Genomic DNA, 16,616 nt, shown 5'->3' on the forward strand with positions numbered 1-16,616 from the left:
TCTAGCCCTCGTCAAATATGTCTCATTAGCTATCAAAACAATAGCATGTCAAGCTACTTCAGGTCGCCGCCCGGCGCAGCGTCTCCACCACAGGGCGGGTCAGCACCTCGCGCAGGCCCCACCAGCCGGCTGCGAGGGCCAGCACCGCGCCGGCCAGCCCCCCCAGCAGGGGCACCCAAGGGGACACGGTCCATTCGAACTCGAACACAAAGCGGGCCAGCGCCCAACCCACGGCAGCGGCCACGGCAGATGCCAGCACGCCAGCCAGCAGGCCCACGCCGGCCAGCTCGGCCCGCTGCACCTGGCGCAGCAGGCTGCCTTTGGCGCCCACGGCGCGCATGATGGCGTATTCGCGGGCACGCTCCTCCCGCGTGGCGGTCACGGCGGCGAACAGCACCACCAGACCGGCCGCCAGCGTGAAGCCGAACAAGAATTCCACCGCGCGTATCACCTGGTCCAGCACGCGCTGAATCTGGGCAATGGTGCTGGTCATGTCCACATTGGTCACATTGGGGAATTGGCGCACCAGGGCGTTGTCAAAGCCCTTGGTGGCCGGGGCCTTGAAGGCGCCCATGTAGGTGGCAGGCACGTTCTCCAACTGGCTGACCGGGTAGATGGCGAAGAAGTTGGCCCGCATGGAGCCCCAGTCCACCTTGCGCAGGGATGTGACCTTGGACTCGGTCTGCATCCCCCCCATGTCGAAGCGCAGCACATCGCCCAGCTTGAGCCTCAGTTGCGTGGCAATGCCCTCCTCCATGCTGATGGTGCCCGCCTCCTCAGGCGTCCATTTGCCCGCCAATACGAGGTTCTTGGCCGGCAGGTTGGCATTGAAGGAGAGGTTGAATTCGCGGTCCACCAGCCGCTTGGCACGATCTTCTTCGTAGTCGTCGGGCGTCACGGCGCGACCGTTGATGGCGATCAGGCGGCCGCGGACCATGGGATACCAGTCAAAGCGGCTGACCCCCGCGTCCTTGAGCATCTTCTGGAAGCTTTCAGACTGGTCCGGCATCACGTTGATGACAAAGCGGTTGGGCGCATCCGGGGGTGTGGCCTTGCGCCAGCTACCGATCAGGTCGGTGCGCAGCAGCACCAGCAGCACCAGCGCCAGCAGGCCCACGGCCAGCGCGCTGACCTGCACCACGGTATAGGCCGGGCGGGCCGACACCTGGCGCGTGGCCAGCACCAGCCAGCGCGGGGCCGTGGTCTCGTTGACACTGCGGCGCAGCACCTTGACCGCCAACCAGCTCAGTACCGCAAACACGGCCACGGCGCCGCCAAAGCCACCCACGGCGATCAGGCCCAGCTTGAGGTCGCTGCTGGCGGCCAGCAGCAGGCCGGCAAAGCCCAGCACACCCAGCGCCAGCACGCCCACCGAAGCGGGCCGCAGGTTGCCCACGTCGCGGCGTATCACGCGCAGTGGCGGCACCTGGGCCAACTGCAACACCGGCGGCAGGCCAAAGGCAAACAACAGTGTCATGCCCATGCCCATGCCCAGCAGTGCGGGCCACAGCGTTGCGGCGGGCAGCGCCGCGTCCACCAGGCCGGCCAGCAGCAGCACGAACAGGTAGTGCACGCCATAGCCCAGCAACACGCCCAAGGCGCTGGCAAACAGGCCGACCAGCGCGAACTCCAGCGCATAGGCCGCCGCGATGCTGCGCTGGGGCAGACCCAGCACGCGCAGCATGGCACAGTCGTCCAGGTGGTTGGCCGCAAAAGCGCGGGCCGACAAAGCCACGGCCACGGCGCTGAGCAGGGCGGCCAGCAGGGCCACCAGGCTCAGAAACTTGTCGGCACGGTCCAGCGTCTGGCTCATTTCGGGGCGACCACCTTGCAGCGACTCGACCCGCACACCACGCAGGCCGTTGGCGCTGGCCTGCTTGACCTCGGCATCGGCCCAGGCCACAAAGTTCTGCACCGGCTTGTCGTCGCCGGCCACGGCCATGCGGTAGGTCAGGCGGCTGGCCGGCTGCACCAGCTTGGTAGCGGCCAGGTCTTGTTGGTTGATCATGACCCGGGGCGCGAAGTTCATGAAGCCGGCGCCACGGTCGGGCTCCACGACGATCAGGGTGTGGATGGTCAAGCGCGTATCGCCCAGCAGCAGCACATCGCCCATCTTGAGGCCCAGGGCCTCCAGCAGCGAGGCCTCCACCCAGGCCTGGCCGGGTGCCGGCACGTCACGCGTGGCATCGTCGGTCGCCTCAGGCGTTTTAGCCACGCGCAGCGATCCGCGCAACGGGTAGCCCGGCTCCACCACCTTGAGCGCCACCAACTTGGCGGCACCACCCTGGGCGTCGGTGGCGCGGGCCATGGTGGGGAAGGTGGTGGTCGACACCAGGCTCAAGCCCAGCGCGCGGGCCTTGGCCACAAAATGGGCCGGCGTGGGGTTGTCGCTGGAAATGACGGCATCGCCCCCCAGCAACTGGCGGGCATCGCGCTGCAAGCCGCCCTTGAGCCGGTCGGCAAAGAAGCCCACTGCGGTCAACGCAGCCACGGCCAGCGTCACCGCCACGATCAACAGGCGCAATTCGCCCGAGCGCAGGTCTCGCCACAGGGTGCGCCAACCCAGTGTCCAAAATGAAATCGTCATGGCGCTACCTTAGCGCATATCCAGCCCCGGCGCCCCGCCTGGGGGATTGCGCCATGGGGGTAACCCGCGCTTGTGGCCAACCGCGTGCCAAGGCTATGCTCACGCCCTTGTCAAAAACCAATCTTCTTCAAGCCATGATGAACACCGCCCTGACATCCTTTGCTTCTCGCACTACAAGCGCCTGGCTGCGCCGCGCCTGCCACGGCATCGCCACGCTGGCGGTGCTGGCCTGCGCCACGGCCTGCAGCGTGACCGTGACCTCCACCCAGGACGCACAAGCCCGCGACATCGCGCTGCTAACCCGCCAGGCCGATGCCTGGGACAAGGCCATCGTGCGCAAGGACAAGCCTGCCATTGAAGCGAATATGGCGGAGGACTTTCGCCAGATCGACGGCGATGGCGACATCGAGACCAAGGCCTCGTTCGTCACCGGCCTGGTTTCACCCAAGCTGACCATCCACCCCTATACGGTCGAAGATTTTGATGTGCGCCTCTATGGCGATGTGGCCTTGTTAAGTGGGCGCACGCAGATGACGGGTAGCTACGACGGCAAACCATTTGCGGCGCATTACCGCTACATCGACATCTACGTGCGGTCCAACGGGGTGTGGAAGATCGCCAGCGTGCAGATCACCAAGATGCCCAAGTCAGCCGGCTGATCTTCCCCTGCATCCTCACGGCATCTCTAGCAGGTCGCCAGTGTCCACCGGGCCTGCCTCCACATCCAATACCTTGCTGCCCAGGTGGCGGCGGTAGCCCACAAAACGGGCCGGCAGGCCATCGGCCTTCAGGTCCTTGCCGGTGCGCAGCTCATAGTGCACATGGGGGTTGTTGGAGCTGCCGGAGTTGCCCATGCGCGCCACCAGTTGGCCGCGCTTGACCACATCGCCCACCTTGACCGACAGGCTTCCCTTCTGCACATGGCCCAGCAGGCTGTATTCGCCGTTGCCATGGTCTATGACCACATAGTTACCGTAGAAGTGCATGGGGTTTGACTTGACCTGGTCGGGCTTGAAAAAGCTCTCGCCACCGCGCATGTTGTCGGGCGTTGCATCCGCGGCATCCACCACGGTGCCATCGCCAGTGGCATAGAGCGGCTGGCCCCAGGCGTACCAGTCTTCGTTCTTGGCCCCGGTGCTCTTGAAGGCATCGAAGTGATCGTTGCTGGGGTTGATGTCCAGGCTGTAACGCATGAAGTTCTGGCCCAGGCCCAGGTCTTTGGCGGCGGGGTGCTCGGTATTCAGGCGGCGGTGGTGGGCATAGAAGTCGTGGCCATCGTGAATCATGAAACGCCCCCGCACGGGCAAGGACAACACCGTCTTGCTCTGGTAGACCTGGGGTTCCACGGTGACCGTGGCATGCACCTCGGGCGCCTCTTGCGGAATGCTGAGACCGAATTGGTAGGTCAGGCGGTGCAGGTCCATATCGGGCCGGAAGCTGTGAAAGGGGTTGAACACCAGCAGCTTGGCACCGGGGGCGATGCTGGTGCGCCCCGGCACGGTGTCTATGCCGGGCGCAAAGCCATTGCTGTCGACGAAGCGGCGTAGCACCGGCTTGCCCGCGCCGTCCGCCACACTGAGCTCTATGCTGTCTATGCCTAGCGGCGTGGTGCCCAGGTTTTCCACGACAAAATCAAAGTTCAATGATTGCTGGGTGTCTCCGGCTTCGATCCACAGGGTTTGCGGCTGCGCCGTGATGCGGATGGGGCCGGCCATCTTGGGCACGAATTTTTGCCAGGCCAGGTAGCCGCCATACAGCGCCGCGGCGCCGGCCAGCAGGGCTACGAGGGGCAGCCAGGGCTTGGCGCGGCGGCTTCGGGGGGCAGGGGTTGTCATGTATACAGCGGGTCTAAAAGCGAACGAGACCGCACTCTATCCCGGCCCTACCAAAAACAGTAGTTGTCTGCGATGGACTGCAAAAAACGATCATTGGATTGCGGTAGAACCCTAGAATCAGCACAACAGCCCAGCCTTCATCCATCCACCACCTTTTGATGAGGAAGCCCGATCCCTATGATTGAAGCCCTGCGATCGGTGCGCTACGGTGTAGGGGACCTGGACCAAGCCAGCCAGTGGTACAGCCAGTTGCTGGATACACAGCCCCTGCCCTCCACAGACGCCGTGCTGCGCTATAGCGTGGACGGCTCCTGGCTGGAACTGGTAGAGGCCGACATCAACATGGACGCCCCCTCCAGCGTGCTGGTGTATTGGGGCGTAGACAGCCTCTCGCAAGAGTTGCAGCGCCTGCAAGCCGCCGGCATCAAACCGTTGGCACCACCCGCCCTGCTGGACGCCAGCACCCGCACCGCCATTTTTATAGACCCCTTTGGCAACTCCGTCGGCCTGATGGAGGTGGACGATCCCAACCTGCGCCGCGCCCGTGAACACCGTGCCGCCGAGAAGATAGCACTGCGCAATGTGCGCTCCACACTGGACGAGCTGGGCGCCGAAGACCGCCAGCAACGCAGGGCCAACAGGCTGGTCCTCACCCTTTTTGGGTTGGTCATCGTGCTGGGCTTTCTGGTGCTGCAGGTCATGCTGCGCAACAGGCCGCCGGTGGATCAGAAGCTGGAGCAGAAAATTGTGATTCCCCTTATGAAGGAAAAAGCGGTACCCTAGGGCGGGTCAACGGAGGAAGAACACGGATGTTCAAATTTTTCAAGCACGGCAGCACCACGGCGCACGGCGCCCTCGACTCGCGCCCTGCCCCACCCCCCTCGGTGTCGCCCCACAGCACCGACAGCGTCCAACCGCACGCCGATATCCAGCGTGAACTGGTGCGCGCGGTGCTCAAAGACACCCTGCGCCGCCATGGCGTGCCGTTTGAGTGGCTGTCTTGCGAGGTCGTAACCCTGGTGCATGGCGGTAGCGCGGCCAAAGAAGAACTGCATATCCAACTGACCATGCTGCAGTGGCATGAACTCTTTCTGCGCTACGCCCCTGCGCTGGAGTACCAGTTGCTGCGCGGGCTGGACCGCTACGAACCCGCAGTGGACCACTCCCACTACACCGTCTCATGGCGCTTCGCGCCAGATTGCGGCTGCCCCTTCCACGTGCTGCCACCGCCCGTGGTCTGGGCGCACGACCCGGCGCCGCAGGCGGCTGAGGCAGAAGAACCCCCATCGGTGCTGGACCGGCGCCAGACCAAACGCCCACCCAAGTCCGCAGCACCCGCCAAAGCCCCGTCGCGTAGGGGCGGCGATGATGACGAAGATGGCGGCGGCAACAATTACGAGCGCACGGAACTGTCCCCACTGCGGTAAGCCACCATCCGCTTACGCGCGGCAGCGACGCTCAATCGCCGCCGCCACCGCCAAACAAATCGCTCAACTTCTTCTTGGCACCGTCGCCGGCATCCGCGCCCGGCTTGGGCATCACGGGCACGGCCTTAGGGTATTCCTCGGCAATGCGGTCTTCCCAATAGGTGGCCGCATTGGGCGCACTGCTCAGCCGCCTGAACACCTCAGCGGGCACATGCTTGTAGGCGAGGATGGTTTTGTTGTCGAACAGCAGGTCCAGCTGTTGCGACGCGGGGTTGTAGTCGGCTTGGCGGATGCGGCCGCCGGGGAAGGATTTGGTGGGCATGGTGGTGGGGCTCCCTTCTTTGGACTGGGCTTAGTCTACGGGAGGGATGGGGGAATTGGAGATGTCCTCATATGACGCAAAGCGGCTAGCGTTGCGTATGTGCCTCTAGCCGCAGTATCAGCGAATGAATGGGGCAAACCCAATGCATAGGCGCTTCTGCGCATGCATGGTGGCACTTAGTTGACCGCATGCTGATGCCCTAGAACTTTGATTGCTCTTTAGCTTCTCGAGACTAGTCTTGCTTAGGTTGCAAAGCTTTGATTTGCGCCTTGAACTCACATCTTTGAGTCCACCAGGCCGTCGCGTCGTTTCCGTGGACGACCACGTCCTCAACAAAAAGCATTGCGTCATGGAGTTCCACTTTCGCAGCACCATGAAGAAGGTAGCGAACGTACACGATGCATGCTAACCTGTCATTGCTGGCAATCAAACGAAACTCCTCCATCTGCAGGGCAGAGAAGTCCAGAAGTGACTGTACGGTGCCGCATTCCTCTGGCGTGACGATTCTTCCGACTGGCCGCTCAATTCGATGCCTGACGTCGGCGTCCAACTCACGCTGCGATGGAGCGTCGGATTGGTCGTGTTGACGCGGAATTGAATAGATCACTTGACAAGCCTTGCTCAGCGTTGAATCATTGAATGCCCTGTACGGACGCGTACGCGGGGTGTATGAAAAACGCCGAACGTTTGACATGAGAGGCGACCGACGGGCGTAGCCCGTTGGACGTCCTCTCGGTGGAAGGGTTAGACCTCAAGCTTCCCCAGCAATTGAGTGACAGATTCATCTAGCTTGGCAACCAGTGCTTCCATCAGATGTTGGTACTCGGTTGGGGCGGTGCCGAGCGTCTTGGCTACTGTCTGGAGTTTTTCATCTCCCATAGAATGATCCGCCCACAGGCGAAGGTCATACAAGTAGAAGAAAGGAGCGATCAGATTCTGGTCATCCCCGAGAACCCGTTCGTAGAGGGCTTGAAGAAGCTTGTTGCCTTTGGTTCCTTTTTCAATCGGGATGCTCTTCTCCGCGAGCAGTCGCCGAATTTCGGCGTTGTTTGTATTCTCGACAATGACTTCATTGAACTCGCTGATGAATCTTTTGAAGTCATCGAGGTTATTGAGTAGAAGTCTCTTGTAGCGTCGAGTCTCCTCAATCCGTTCTTCTATCGATCTATCGTGATAGAGATGTACGCCAAACTTTGCGTGAAACTTCTTGTTGAACTCTTCCAGTTTGTTTAGGCATTGGATGACAGCCGGTGGTGGCGTGAACTTGACTTCTATCTGCGCATCGTAGAACTCAGAGGCGACTTCATGCTCGGAGGGCTTGTTTTCAACTAGCCAGTAGTAACGCTCACGGATTGGAATGTTGTCTTGAATGTCACCAAGCCAAGCAATCACAGTCCCGTTCTTGTTCAGCCCGAACGACAGAGTGAAGTCATCCCCGTAGATCGTTCCATAGGTCTCACTTGCAAACTCGCAACGAAACCTTGAATCGTAGAGATAGCGCGTGAGAACCTGCCGGTTGAAATACAGAGGAGTCAAGAACGAACTTCCGTGCACGGCTTCGCTCGGGTCGACTTCAAAGCGCAATGTTTCGGTCTTTACTGATGGCATTCTTGAGGTCTAACGTTGGCGCTGTACGGCGCGCAGCCCGTGCCGCGAAGCGGCAACCCGTGGCTGCGTGTCCGCGACGAGCAACATGTTAGACCGTAACAGCTCAGAGGTGTTCATCGATCCATGCCTTAAGCAATTCCTTGCGCTTCGGCCCCGCTTCAGTTTCGACCATCAAGCACGCCTCTGTGTCTGAAACACGCTCACGTCCCGTAACACCCGTCGAAACGCAAAACACAGTGAACCAATGCGCACCGCAGTTCCTGCACGTGGCGTGCATGAACTCAAACGAATGAGCGTGGCCGAAGTCTTCTGGAGAGCCCAACCAAGGCCACCAGCAGCAGCTCCGCGACTCGCGATACGCAGCACCGGCAGAGCGAGCCGAGTCGAGAAGCTTCGATAGCAATCTTGACAAAAAAGACATAGCTTGCGATCTAACGTTGGCGCTGTCCGGCAGGCAGCATTCGCCGCGAAGCGGCAACCTGCTGCTGCGCGTCCGTGACGAGCAACCTGTTAGCCGTCTGCCGGTAGATTGACGTATCGACTGATTGGCGATTCATTTTGGTCCTGCCCAGCCTTCAACCCAGACCTGTTCATCTGGGTGATGCTCCTTGATCGTTTCCACGGCGCCCGCAATCGCCTCATGATCGTTGTGATCAATGGTGTAGTTGAAGTCTGACACGTTAGCGCCTTCGGCTCTTAGTGCTCGCAACTCTTCTTCAGTGAGAACACCGGCGGAAAGCCACAGTTCGCCCGCTGCCTTGCCCCCGAGAGCCATGAAACTCAAGTATCCGTGCCGTGAAATCGCGAGGAAGACCATACTGACGGCTAACGCTGGCGATGATTGAACGACAACGGCGCACTGTTGGCCGAAGAATGGCGAGGGCGTAGGTCGCCGTTGGTGGTCCAATCGATCAACCTGTTATTCATGATGCCCCTCCGAATATTTCGCGTGAAGCTGTTGAACTTCGCGCTGCTCACTTCGCCGCTGAAACCACCCAACTATTGCCGCCGCTAAAACCACGACGGTGGTCACGACGACAAAGACAAGAAAGCCGATCCAATTGTCCTCAACCATCCGCTTGGTTCGATAAGTTTCGAGGCCTTGCCCAGCACTGATCTTGTCGATGGCAATAAGGAACATCGCGACCAAGCAGCCTACAGAAGCGATTCCGCCAACCCAAGCGCCGACCAACATCAATCGTGACGCCGGAGTTGAAGATGCGTTGCGCTTGGTCATGAATAACGTAATGTATAGAGCAAAACCTGCTCTATAAGTTGGGGGCTGCTCCATAAACTGGACATCAAATTCTCCGAAGAATGGCTCGCAGCCTTGCTTGCAACGGTTTTTCCTGAAATCTATACGGGTATAAAAATTTCGACAAATGCCGCAGCTTGCGATTGCCAGATTCTAGGTGCTTAAGCGCTGAAAACATGCAATTGGACCGGCCTGGCGAACGATCGCTTCCGTCGCCAATCCGGGCCGATGGCTTGTCCTCTCGGGTGAGGGCCGCTGGAGTCTCTCGTCTTCTAGAAAGCGATACTGACCGAAGACCGCTATTGGCCGTCAACGAAGCTCAGACTGACACGTCTGCCTCGCAGAGACACGTGTTGATCCGAGGGTCGCCACGACGCAGGCGATGACGGCACGGAGGCGACCTCGTAGCCGAGCGGCAAAGGAATGGTGCTTCAAAGCGTCGGGGCCTGCTTCGTTGAGAGGTTAGATATGAGCAAAAGCTATACGGCCTCGCTCCAGCCCACTCCAAAGTCAATCTGCAGATGACTGCAGACACTACTAAAACAATAGCTGTATCGCTATATTTGGCGAGGGCTAGTGGCTGAAACTGCTAAAAATCGCCTCTACGTCACGCCATAAACCCTGAATTGGGTATTTTTTACCCCAATCAAGAGAATATCAAGTCGTCTTGCTAATCGTGATCGACGGAAACTTAGCCGAGAAATCCTTGTTCCGCGCCGCAATCGACACCGCCACCTGCCGCGCCACCGCCTTGTAGATGCCGGCGATCTCGCCGTCCGGGTCGGCCACCACCGTGGGCTGGCCGCTATCCGCCTGCACGCGGATCTGCAGGGCCAGTGGCAAGGCGCCCAGGTAGTCCATGTTGTACTCAGCCGCCATCTTCTTGCCGCCATCGGCGCCAAAGATATGCTCCACGTGACCGCAGTTGCTGCACACGTGCACGGCCATGTTTTCGACAATGCCCAGAATCGGCACGCCCACTTTTTCGAACATCTTGATGCCCTTCTTCGCATCCAAGAGCGCAATGTCTTGCGGCGTGGTGACGATGACGGCACCGGTCATGGGTACGCGCTGGCTCAGCGTGAGCTGGATGTCGCCGGTGCCGGGTGGCAGGTCGACGATGAGGTAGTCCAGGTCTTTCCAGTTGGTCTGGCGCAGCAGTTGCTCCAGCGCCTGGGTGGCCATGGGGCCGCGCCAGATCATGGCCTGGTCGCCATCCACCAGAAAGCCGATGGACATGACCTGCACGCCGTGGTTCTCCAGCGGCTCCATGGTCTTGCCGTCGGCCGATTCGGGGCGGCCTTGCACGCCCATCATCATCGGCAGGCTGGGGCCGTAGATGTCGGCGTCCAGCAGGCCCACGGTCGCGCCCTCGGCGGCCAGGGCCAGCGCCAGGTTGACGGCGGTGGTGCTCTTGCCCACGCCGCCCTTGCCCGAGGCCACCGCCACAATGTTCTTGACGCCGGGCAGCAATTGCACGCCGCGTTGCACGGCATGGGCCACGATGTGGGATGTGACATTGGCCGACACATTGCCCACGCCGGCCACGCCCTTGGCAGCGGCGATCAGGGCCGCGCGCAGGCTAGCGATCTGGCTCTTGGCGGGGTAGCCCAGTTCCACGTCAAAGGCCACATCGCCGCCGCCGGACACCGTGAGGTTCTTCACGGCCTTGGTGGATACGAAATCCTTGCCGGTGTTGGGATCGATCACGCTCTTGATCGCATCCTGAATCGCTTGCACTGTCACGCTGGTCATTCAATTTCTCCAAAAGATGGGGCTAGTCTATCCAAGCCGGTCTGCACCACCCTGAAGCCCGTGCGATGGCCTTGACCAAGAGGGGTTGAGTCGGTTAAATCGGGGTTAACCCCCGTTTCTTCCGCGCCTATGGGGCATTTACAAGCACGCACCACATCCCATAATGGTTGCCATATGCCCGAACCCCTTGCCAACGTCACCCACGACCGCCCTGCGGGGCTGCTATTGACCGGGGGCGGCGCCCGCGCGGCCTACCAGGTGGGGGTGCTGGAAGCCATTGCCGACATACGCCTGGCCTGTGGCGCGGGCAACGAGCCCAACCCTTTTCCCATCATCACTGGCACGTCGGCCGGCGCCATCAATGCGTCGGCCCTGGCCTGCGGTTCGGACAATTTCGATGCCACGGTGCGCCTGATTGCCCAGACCTGGCGCGGCTTCCACGCCGACCAGGTCTACCGCACGGGCCACCTGGCCATGCTGCGGTCTGGCGCCACGTGGATGACGCTGCTGTCGCTGGGCTGGATATTGGCCAAGTGGCGCCGCGTCAAACCCCGCTCTTTGCTGGACAACGCGCCGCTGGCCGATCTGCTGACCCGCCTGGTGCCACTGGACCGCCTGCCCGATTTGATCGCCCAGGGCCATATGCAGGCGCTGGCCGTGACCGCGTCGAGCTACAGCACCGGCGAGCACGTCACCTTTTACGAGGGCGACAAGCACCTCAAACCCTGGATACGCAGCCAGCGCCTGGCCGTGCAAGACAAGATCACCCACGCCCACTTGCTGGCGTCCAGCGCGATTCCGTTTGTGTTCCCGGCGACCGAGTTGCACATCAACGACCACATGGAGTACTTTGGCGACGGCTCCATGCGCCAGTCGGCCCCTTGCTCACCAGCCATCCACCTGGGAGCGGACCGCATTCTGGTGGTGGGGGCCGGCCGCATGCACGAGCCCAAGGAGAACGCCTCAACCCGGCCCAAGCACACGTATCCCTCTATCGCGCAGATTGCCGGCCATGCCCTGTCCAACATCTTTCTGGACGCCCTGGCCGTGGACGTGGAGCGGGCCCAGCGCATCAACCAGACCATCAAGCTGGTGCCCGAAGCCGCCCGCCAGGCCAGCGCGCTGCGGCCGCTGGAGCTGCTGGTGATCTCGCCCAGTGAGCGGCTGGACATGGTGGCCAGCAAGCACATTGACACCCTGCCCCACGCGGTGCGCACCATGCTGGGCGGTGTAGGGGTGTCGTCGCGCCAGGCGGACGTGAAGGGCTCGGCCTTGGCCAGCTATCTATTGTTTGAGTCGGGCTACACCAGCGAGCTGATGGCCCTGGGCTATGCCGATGCGCAGCGCCAACGGCTGGAGATTTGCGGTTTCTTCAACTGGACCGATCCTGAGGCGGTGTGCATGCTGGATGACAACAACTCCGCCCGCTTGCCTACGGGTATAGACCGGCGACGGGATCCGTTGCGGTTGCGCTAGGGCCTGCTTTCCCCGCCGGATCAGGCGCCTTGGCCGCTCTGCTCCGTGTCCCCCGGGCCTAAAGGCCCTCCTCCTTTACCTGCGCAGAACAGCCAAGGCGCCTGATACGGCTCCGGGGTTGGCGTCGGGCGACTAAAATTACCGGTTCCTCTGTGAAAGCCTTTTCTTCATGCCACGCCAACTCTTCGTAACCACCGCCCTCCCTTACGCCAACGCTGGATTCCACATTGGCCACATGATGGAGTACATCCAGGCCGACACCTGGGTGCGGTTTCAGCGCATGCGGGGCGTGAACGTGGACTTTGTGTGCGCGGACGACACCCATGGCGCGCCCATCATGATCTCGGCCGAAAAGGCCGGCAAAACACCACAGGAGTTTGTGGCCGGCATCGCCGCTGGGCGCAAACAGTACCTGGACGGTTTCCACATCAGTTTTGACCACTGGCACAGCACCGATGCGCCTGAGAACCACGAACTGGCCCGCCAGATCTACCTGGACCTGAAAAAGACCGGCCTGATCGAGGTGCGCACCATCGAGCAGTTCTTCGACCCCGAGAAGAACATGTTCCTGCCCGACCGCTACATCAAGGGCGAGTGCCCCAAATGCCACGCCAAAGACCAGTACGGTGATAACTGCGAGGTCTGCGGCTCGGTCTACGCGCCCACCGATTTGATCAACCCCTACTCGGCCCTTTCGGGCGCCAAGCCGCAACTGAAGCAGTCCGAACATTTCTTCTTCAAGCTCTCCGACCCGCGCTGCGTGGAGTTTCTGGAGCAGTGGACGCAGGACGGCAAGCTGCAGCCCGAGGTGGCCAACAAGATCAAGGAATGGTTCACGGTCCGCACCAACCCCGATGGCACGCAGAGCGAAGGCTTGGGCGACTGGGACATCAGTCGCGATGCGCCCTACTTCGGTATCGAGATTCCCGATGCGCCGGGCAAGTATTTCTATGTGTGGCTGGACGCGCCTGTTGGCTACCTGGCGTCGCTGAAGGCGCTGTTGGCCAAGCGCGGCGTGGACTACGACGCCTACATGGCCAACCCCGAACTGGAGCAGTACCACTTCATCGGTAAAGACATCGTCACGTTCCACACGCTGTTCTGGCCCGCGATGCTGAAGTTCAGCGGCCGCAAGACACCCGACAACGTGTACGTGCACGGCTTCCTGACCATCAACAACGGCGAGAAGATGAGCAAGAGCCGTGGCACCGGCCTGAACCCGCTCAAATACCTGCAACTGGGCATGAACCCCGAGTGGCTGCGCTATTACCTGGCCGCCAAGCTGAGCGGACGCAATGAGGACATCGACTTCAACGCCGATGACTTCATGGCGCGGGTCAACAGCGACTTGATTGGCAAGTATGTGAACATTGCCAGCCGTGCGGCGGGCTTTTTGACCAAGCGGTTTGATGGCAAGCTCTTGCAACGGAATGCATGGCACAACCGAGACGCCGTTAGTTTGATGGCAGATATCCAGGCCATGAAACAGCCCCTTGCGGAACTCTACGAGGCACGCGACTTCGGAAAAGCAATGAAAGAAGTCATGGCTTTGGCTGACGCAGTCAATTCCTTCGTAGACAAGAACAAGCCCTGGGACCTGGCCAAGGACACAGCCAACAACGCCCAACTGCACGAAGTCTGCTCCGTGCTGATCAACGCCTTCGCCGCGCTGACCCGCTACCTGGCCCCCGTGCTGCCCAGTCTGGCCAAGGCTGTGGAAGGCTTTGTGGGCCAGAGCATGCAGCAGTGGGATGTGGAGGGCAATGTGCAAGCCATCCAGCCCTACCAGCACCTGATGCAACGCGTCACCCCCGAGCAGCTCGATGCGCTGTTTGAGCCCCCAGCCCCCGTGGAATCTGCACAGGCCGCTACAGAAAGCGCAGCAAATGTTCCCGGTGGCGAGGAGATTGCACCCACGATCACCATCGACGATTTCGCCAAGGTGGACCTGCGCATCGCCAAGATCGTGGCCTGCGAGGCGGTGGAAGGTTCGACCAAGCTGCTGCGCCTGACGCTGGACGCGGGCGAGGGCAAGACGCGCAATGTGTTCAGCGGCATCGCCAGCATGTACAAGCCCGAACAACTGGTGGGCCTGCTCACTGTGCTGGTGGCCAATCTGGCGCCGCGCAAGATGAAGTTTGGCGTGTCTGAGGGCATGGTTCTTGCAGCCAGCCATGGCGATGAAAAAGCCAACCCCGGCATCTACGTTCTCAACCCCTGGCCCGGCGCCCAGCCCGGCATGCGCATCCACTAGCGCGCCACCGCCATCAACGCCCGCGCAGCATGCTGATGCACCACCGCCCCACACCACGGTCACGGGAGTGCACAGCGACATGAGCTACCGCGTGCACTGGTGGGCCGACATCCACCGCAGCGCGGCCCGCAATCTGCGCCTGGGCTGTGCGCTGTGCGTGGTCGCCGGGGCCACCAATGCGGGCGGCTTCCTGGCCGTGGGACAGTACACCTCCCACATGACGGGCATCGTGTCTTCGGTGGCTGACAACCTCGTGCTGGGGCAATTGCAACTGGCGGCCGCCGGGCTGGCCCTGGTGCTGGCCTTCATGGGCGGCTCCATGACCACGGCCTGGATCGTCAACTGGAGCCAGCGCCGCCAGATGCGCAGCGCCTTTGCCCGGCCCCTACTGCTGGAATCCGTGCTGTTGTTGGTCTTTGGCCTGTTTGGCGCCGCCATCCACCACTTCGCCGGCCTGTTCGTTCCGCTCACCGTGCTGCTGCTGTGCTTCATCATGGGCTTGCAGAACGCAGTCATCACCAAGGTATCGCATGCCGAGATACGCACCACCCACGTGACCGGCTTGCTGACCGACCTGGGCATCGAGGTTGGCAAGATGCTGTACATCAACGGCCCCGCCTACAGCCAGAAAGTGGTGGCCAACCGCGCCAAGCTGCGGGTCCACGCCTGGCTGGTTGGCAGCTTTCTGGGCGGGGCCCTGCTGGGCGCCTTTGGGTTCAAGACCTACGGCTATGTCGCCACGCTGCCCCTGGCCCTGCTGCTGCTGGCCTTGACCGCTGGGCCGCTGCTGGACGACCTGCACAACGGCCGCTTTGCGTCGGGACCACGGGGGTAAAATACCGCCAAGCAAGCCGCCTCTGCGAGGCGCCGCAACGACGAACGAGGTTTACACCATGGGTTTTTTCCGCCGCCCCGACTACAAATCCGACACCACGCTCTTCATTGAAAAGATGAAAAGCGACCAGCCCAAGCTGGTGACCGAACAACGCACGGGCCTGGCCCTGCTGTGGAACAAGCTGGTGGACCGCGACGCCTGGGCCGGTTACCGCAAGGGTAAAGTGGCACAAAAGCCCTACGTCTACCAGACCAACAACACCCAGCAATAAGCCCAATCAGGCTCTAGCCCTCGCGAATACTGCGTAGCCCGCTATTGCTTCGATAGCAGCCCTATGACACAAGCGCCCGCGAACGCGGACCCGGCCAGCGCCGACCTGGCCATTCTGCCCGCCATGCCCGACGTGGTGGACCACGTCGCCGTGGCCCGGCTCTATGGCGAGCCGCTGTTTGCGCTGCCGCAAGACCTGTACATCCCCCCCGACGCGCTGGAGGTCTTTCTAGAGGCCTTTGAAGGCCCGCTGGACTTGCTGCTGTACCTGATCCGCAAGCAGAATTTCAATATTCTGGACATTCCCATGCTCAGCGTGACCAAGCAGTATCTGGTCTACGTGGACCAGATCCGCAAGCGCAACCTGGAGCTGGCGGCCGAATACCTGCTGATGGCGGCCATGCTGATCGAGATCAAGTCGCGCATGCTGCTGCCGCCCAAGAAGGTGGCCGAGGGCCAAGAGGCCGAAGACCCGCGCGCCGAATTGGTGCGCCGCCTCATCGAATACGAGCAGATGAAGCTGGCCGCGGCCCGCCTGAACGCCATCCCGCAGTTCGGCCGCGACTTCTTGAAGGCCGAGATCACGATCGAGCAATCGCTGGCCCCCCGTTTCCCCGATGTGCACCTGGTGGATCTGCAAGAAGCCTGGCGCGATATCCTCAAGCGCGCCAAGCTGGTCCAGCACCACAAGATCACGCGCGAAGAGCTGTCGGTGCGCGAGCACATGGGCATGGTGCTCAAGCGCCTGCAAGGCCGCCGTTTCGTCGGCTTTGAAGACCTGTTTGACCCCGAGAGTGGCGCGCCCGTGCTGGTCGTCACCTTTATCGCACTGTTGGAACTGGCAAAAGAGACCCTGATCGAGATCACCCAGGCCGAGGCCTTTGCGCCCATCTACGTGCGGCTGGCGTACGCGCCCACCTGAAACTTTGCGGGACAGACCGCGCCCAACGCAGATCTGCACCAATGCGGTTAGTATTCGCCCGTTCTCGCAC

The 16,616-nt window shown here is 61.5% G+C and carries 16 protein-coding genes; 8 read left to right on the forward strand and 8 right to left on the reverse strand.

Features of this window, described 5'->3' with window-relative positions:
• Window positions 1-58 precede the first annotated feature (58 nt).
• On the reverse strand, window positions 59-2,587 hold the full coding sequence (locus tag AC07OO_RS03600) for an ABC transporter permease (RefSeq protein WP_495080683.1): 2,529 nt from the start codon (window positions 2,585-2,587) through the stop codon (window positions 59-61).
• Window positions 2,588-2,721: 134 nt separating this feature from the next.
• On the opposite strand from AC07OO_RS03600, the gene AC07OO_RS03605 reads away from it, so the two are divergent.
• On the forward strand, window positions 2,722-3,246 hold the full coding sequence (locus AC07OO_RS03605; protein ID WP_495080684.1) for a nuclear transport factor 2 family protein: 525 nt from the start codon (window positions 2,722-2,724) through the stop codon (window positions 3,244-3,246).
• 15 nt (window positions 3,247-3,261) lie between these two features.
• Here AC07OO_RS03605 and AC07OO_RS03610 read toward each other — a convergent pair whose 3' ends face one another.
• Complete coding sequence (locus AC07OO_RS03610; RefSeq protein ID WP_495080685.1) at window positions 3,262-4,422, reverse strand: M23 family metallopeptidase; 1,161 nt, start codon at window positions 4,420-4,422, stop codon at window positions 3,262-3,264.
• A 177-nt stretch (window positions 4,423-4,599) separates the two neighbouring features.
• On the opposite strand from AC07OO_RS03610, the gene AC07OO_RS03615 reads away from it, so the two are divergent.
• Entirely contained in the window at window positions 4,600-5,205 is a 606-nt protein-coding gene (locus tag AC07OO_RS03615; RefSeq protein ID WP_495080686.1) for a VOC family protein, read from the forward strand.
• 26 nt (window positions 5,206-5,231) lie between these two features.
• Window positions 5,232-5,849 carry a hypothetical protein gene (locus tag AC07OO_RS03620; RefSeq protein ID WP_495080687.1) on the forward strand — a complete coding sequence of 206 codons (618 nt, stop codon included), beginning with the start codon at window positions 5,232-5,234 and terminating at the stop codon, window positions 5,847-5,849.
• Window positions 5,850-5,880: 31 nt separating this feature from the next.
• Here the strand turns inward: AC07OO_RS03620 and AC07OO_RS03625 are convergent, their stop codons facing one another.
• From AC07OO_RS03625 to apbC, 6 genes are all read right to left on the reverse strand, one after another.
• On the reverse strand, window positions 5,881-6,171 hold the full coding sequence (locus AC07OO_RS03625; RefSeq protein WP_495080688.1) for a KTSC domain-containing protein: 291 nt from the start codon (window positions 6,169-6,171) through the stop codon (window positions 5,881-5,883).
• 232 nt (window positions 6,172-6,403) lie between these two features.
• On the reverse strand, window positions 6,404-6,721 hold the full coding sequence (locus tag AC07OO_RS03630; protein WP_495080689.1) for a hypothetical protein: 318 nt from the start codon (window positions 6,719-6,721) through the stop codon (window positions 6,404-6,406).
• Between the two features lie 194 nt (window positions 6,722-6,915).
• Window positions 6,916-7,779, reverse strand: a complete 864-nt coding sequence (locus AC07OO_RS03635; RefSeq protein ID WP_495080690.1) for a hypothetical protein — start codon at window positions 7,777-7,779, stop codon at window positions 6,916-6,918.
• Window positions 7,780-8,332: 553 nt separating this feature from the next.
• Window positions 8,333-8,596 (reverse strand): hypothetical protein, encoded by a 264-nt coding sequence (locus tag AC07OO_RS03640; protein ID WP_495080691.1) that lies wholly within the window; start codon window positions 8,594-8,596, stop codon window positions 8,333-8,335.
• 102 nt (window positions 8,597-8,698) lie between these two features.
• Window positions 8,699-9,016, reverse strand: a complete 318-nt coding sequence (locus tag AC07OO_RS03645) for a hypothetical protein (protein WP_495080692.1) — start codon at window positions 9,014-9,016, stop codon at window positions 8,699-8,701.
• A gap of 675 nt (window positions 9,017-9,691) precedes the next feature.
• Entirely contained in the window at window positions 9,692-10,789 is a 1,098-nt protein-coding gene (gene apbC / locus AC07OO_RS03650) for an iron-sulfur cluster carrier protein ApbC (protein ID WP_495080693.1), read from the reverse strand.
• 174 nt (window positions 10,790-10,963) lie between these two features.
• Between apbC and AC07OO_RS03655 the strand changes: the two genes are divergently transcribed.
• From AC07OO_RS03655 to AC07OO_RS03675, 5 genes are all read left to right on the forward strand, one after another.
• On the forward strand, window positions 10,964-12,265 hold the full coding sequence (locus tag AC07OO_RS03655) for a patatin-like phospholipase family protein (RefSeq protein WP_495080694.1): 1,302 nt from the start codon (window positions 10,964-10,966) through the stop codon (window positions 12,263-12,265).
• A 169-nt stretch (window positions 12,266-12,434) separates the two neighbouring features.
• Window positions 12,435-14,519 (forward strand): methionine--tRNA ligase, encoded by a 2,085-nt coding sequence (metG, locus tag AC07OO_RS03660; RefSeq protein ID WP_495080695.1) that lies wholly within the window; start codon window positions 12,435-12,437, stop codon window positions 14,517-14,519.
• A 79-nt stretch (window positions 14,520-14,598) separates the two neighbouring features.
• Entirely contained in the window at window positions 14,599-15,354 is a 756-nt protein-coding gene (locus tag AC07OO_RS03665; RefSeq protein ID WP_495080696.1) for a YoaK family protein, read from the forward strand.
• A 58-nt stretch (window positions 15,355-15,412) separates the two neighbouring features.
• Window positions 15,413-15,625, forward strand: a complete 213-nt coding sequence (locus tag AC07OO_RS03670) for a DUF3460 family protein (RefSeq protein ID WP_495080697.1) — start codon at window positions 15,413-15,415, stop codon at window positions 15,623-15,625.
• A 63-nt stretch (window positions 15,626-15,688) separates the two neighbouring features.
• The gene (locus tag AC07OO_RS03675) at window positions 15,689-16,546 is read left to right on the forward strand and encodes a segregation and condensation protein A (RefSeq protein WP_495080698.1); all 858 of its coding nucleotides are present in this window, start codon (window positions 15,689-15,691) and stop codon (window positions 16,544-16,546) included.
• Window positions 16,547-16,616: the final 70 nt, after the last annotated feature.

The sequence above is a fragment of the Rhodoferax sp. GW821-FHT07G04 genome, from assembly GCF_059418585.1.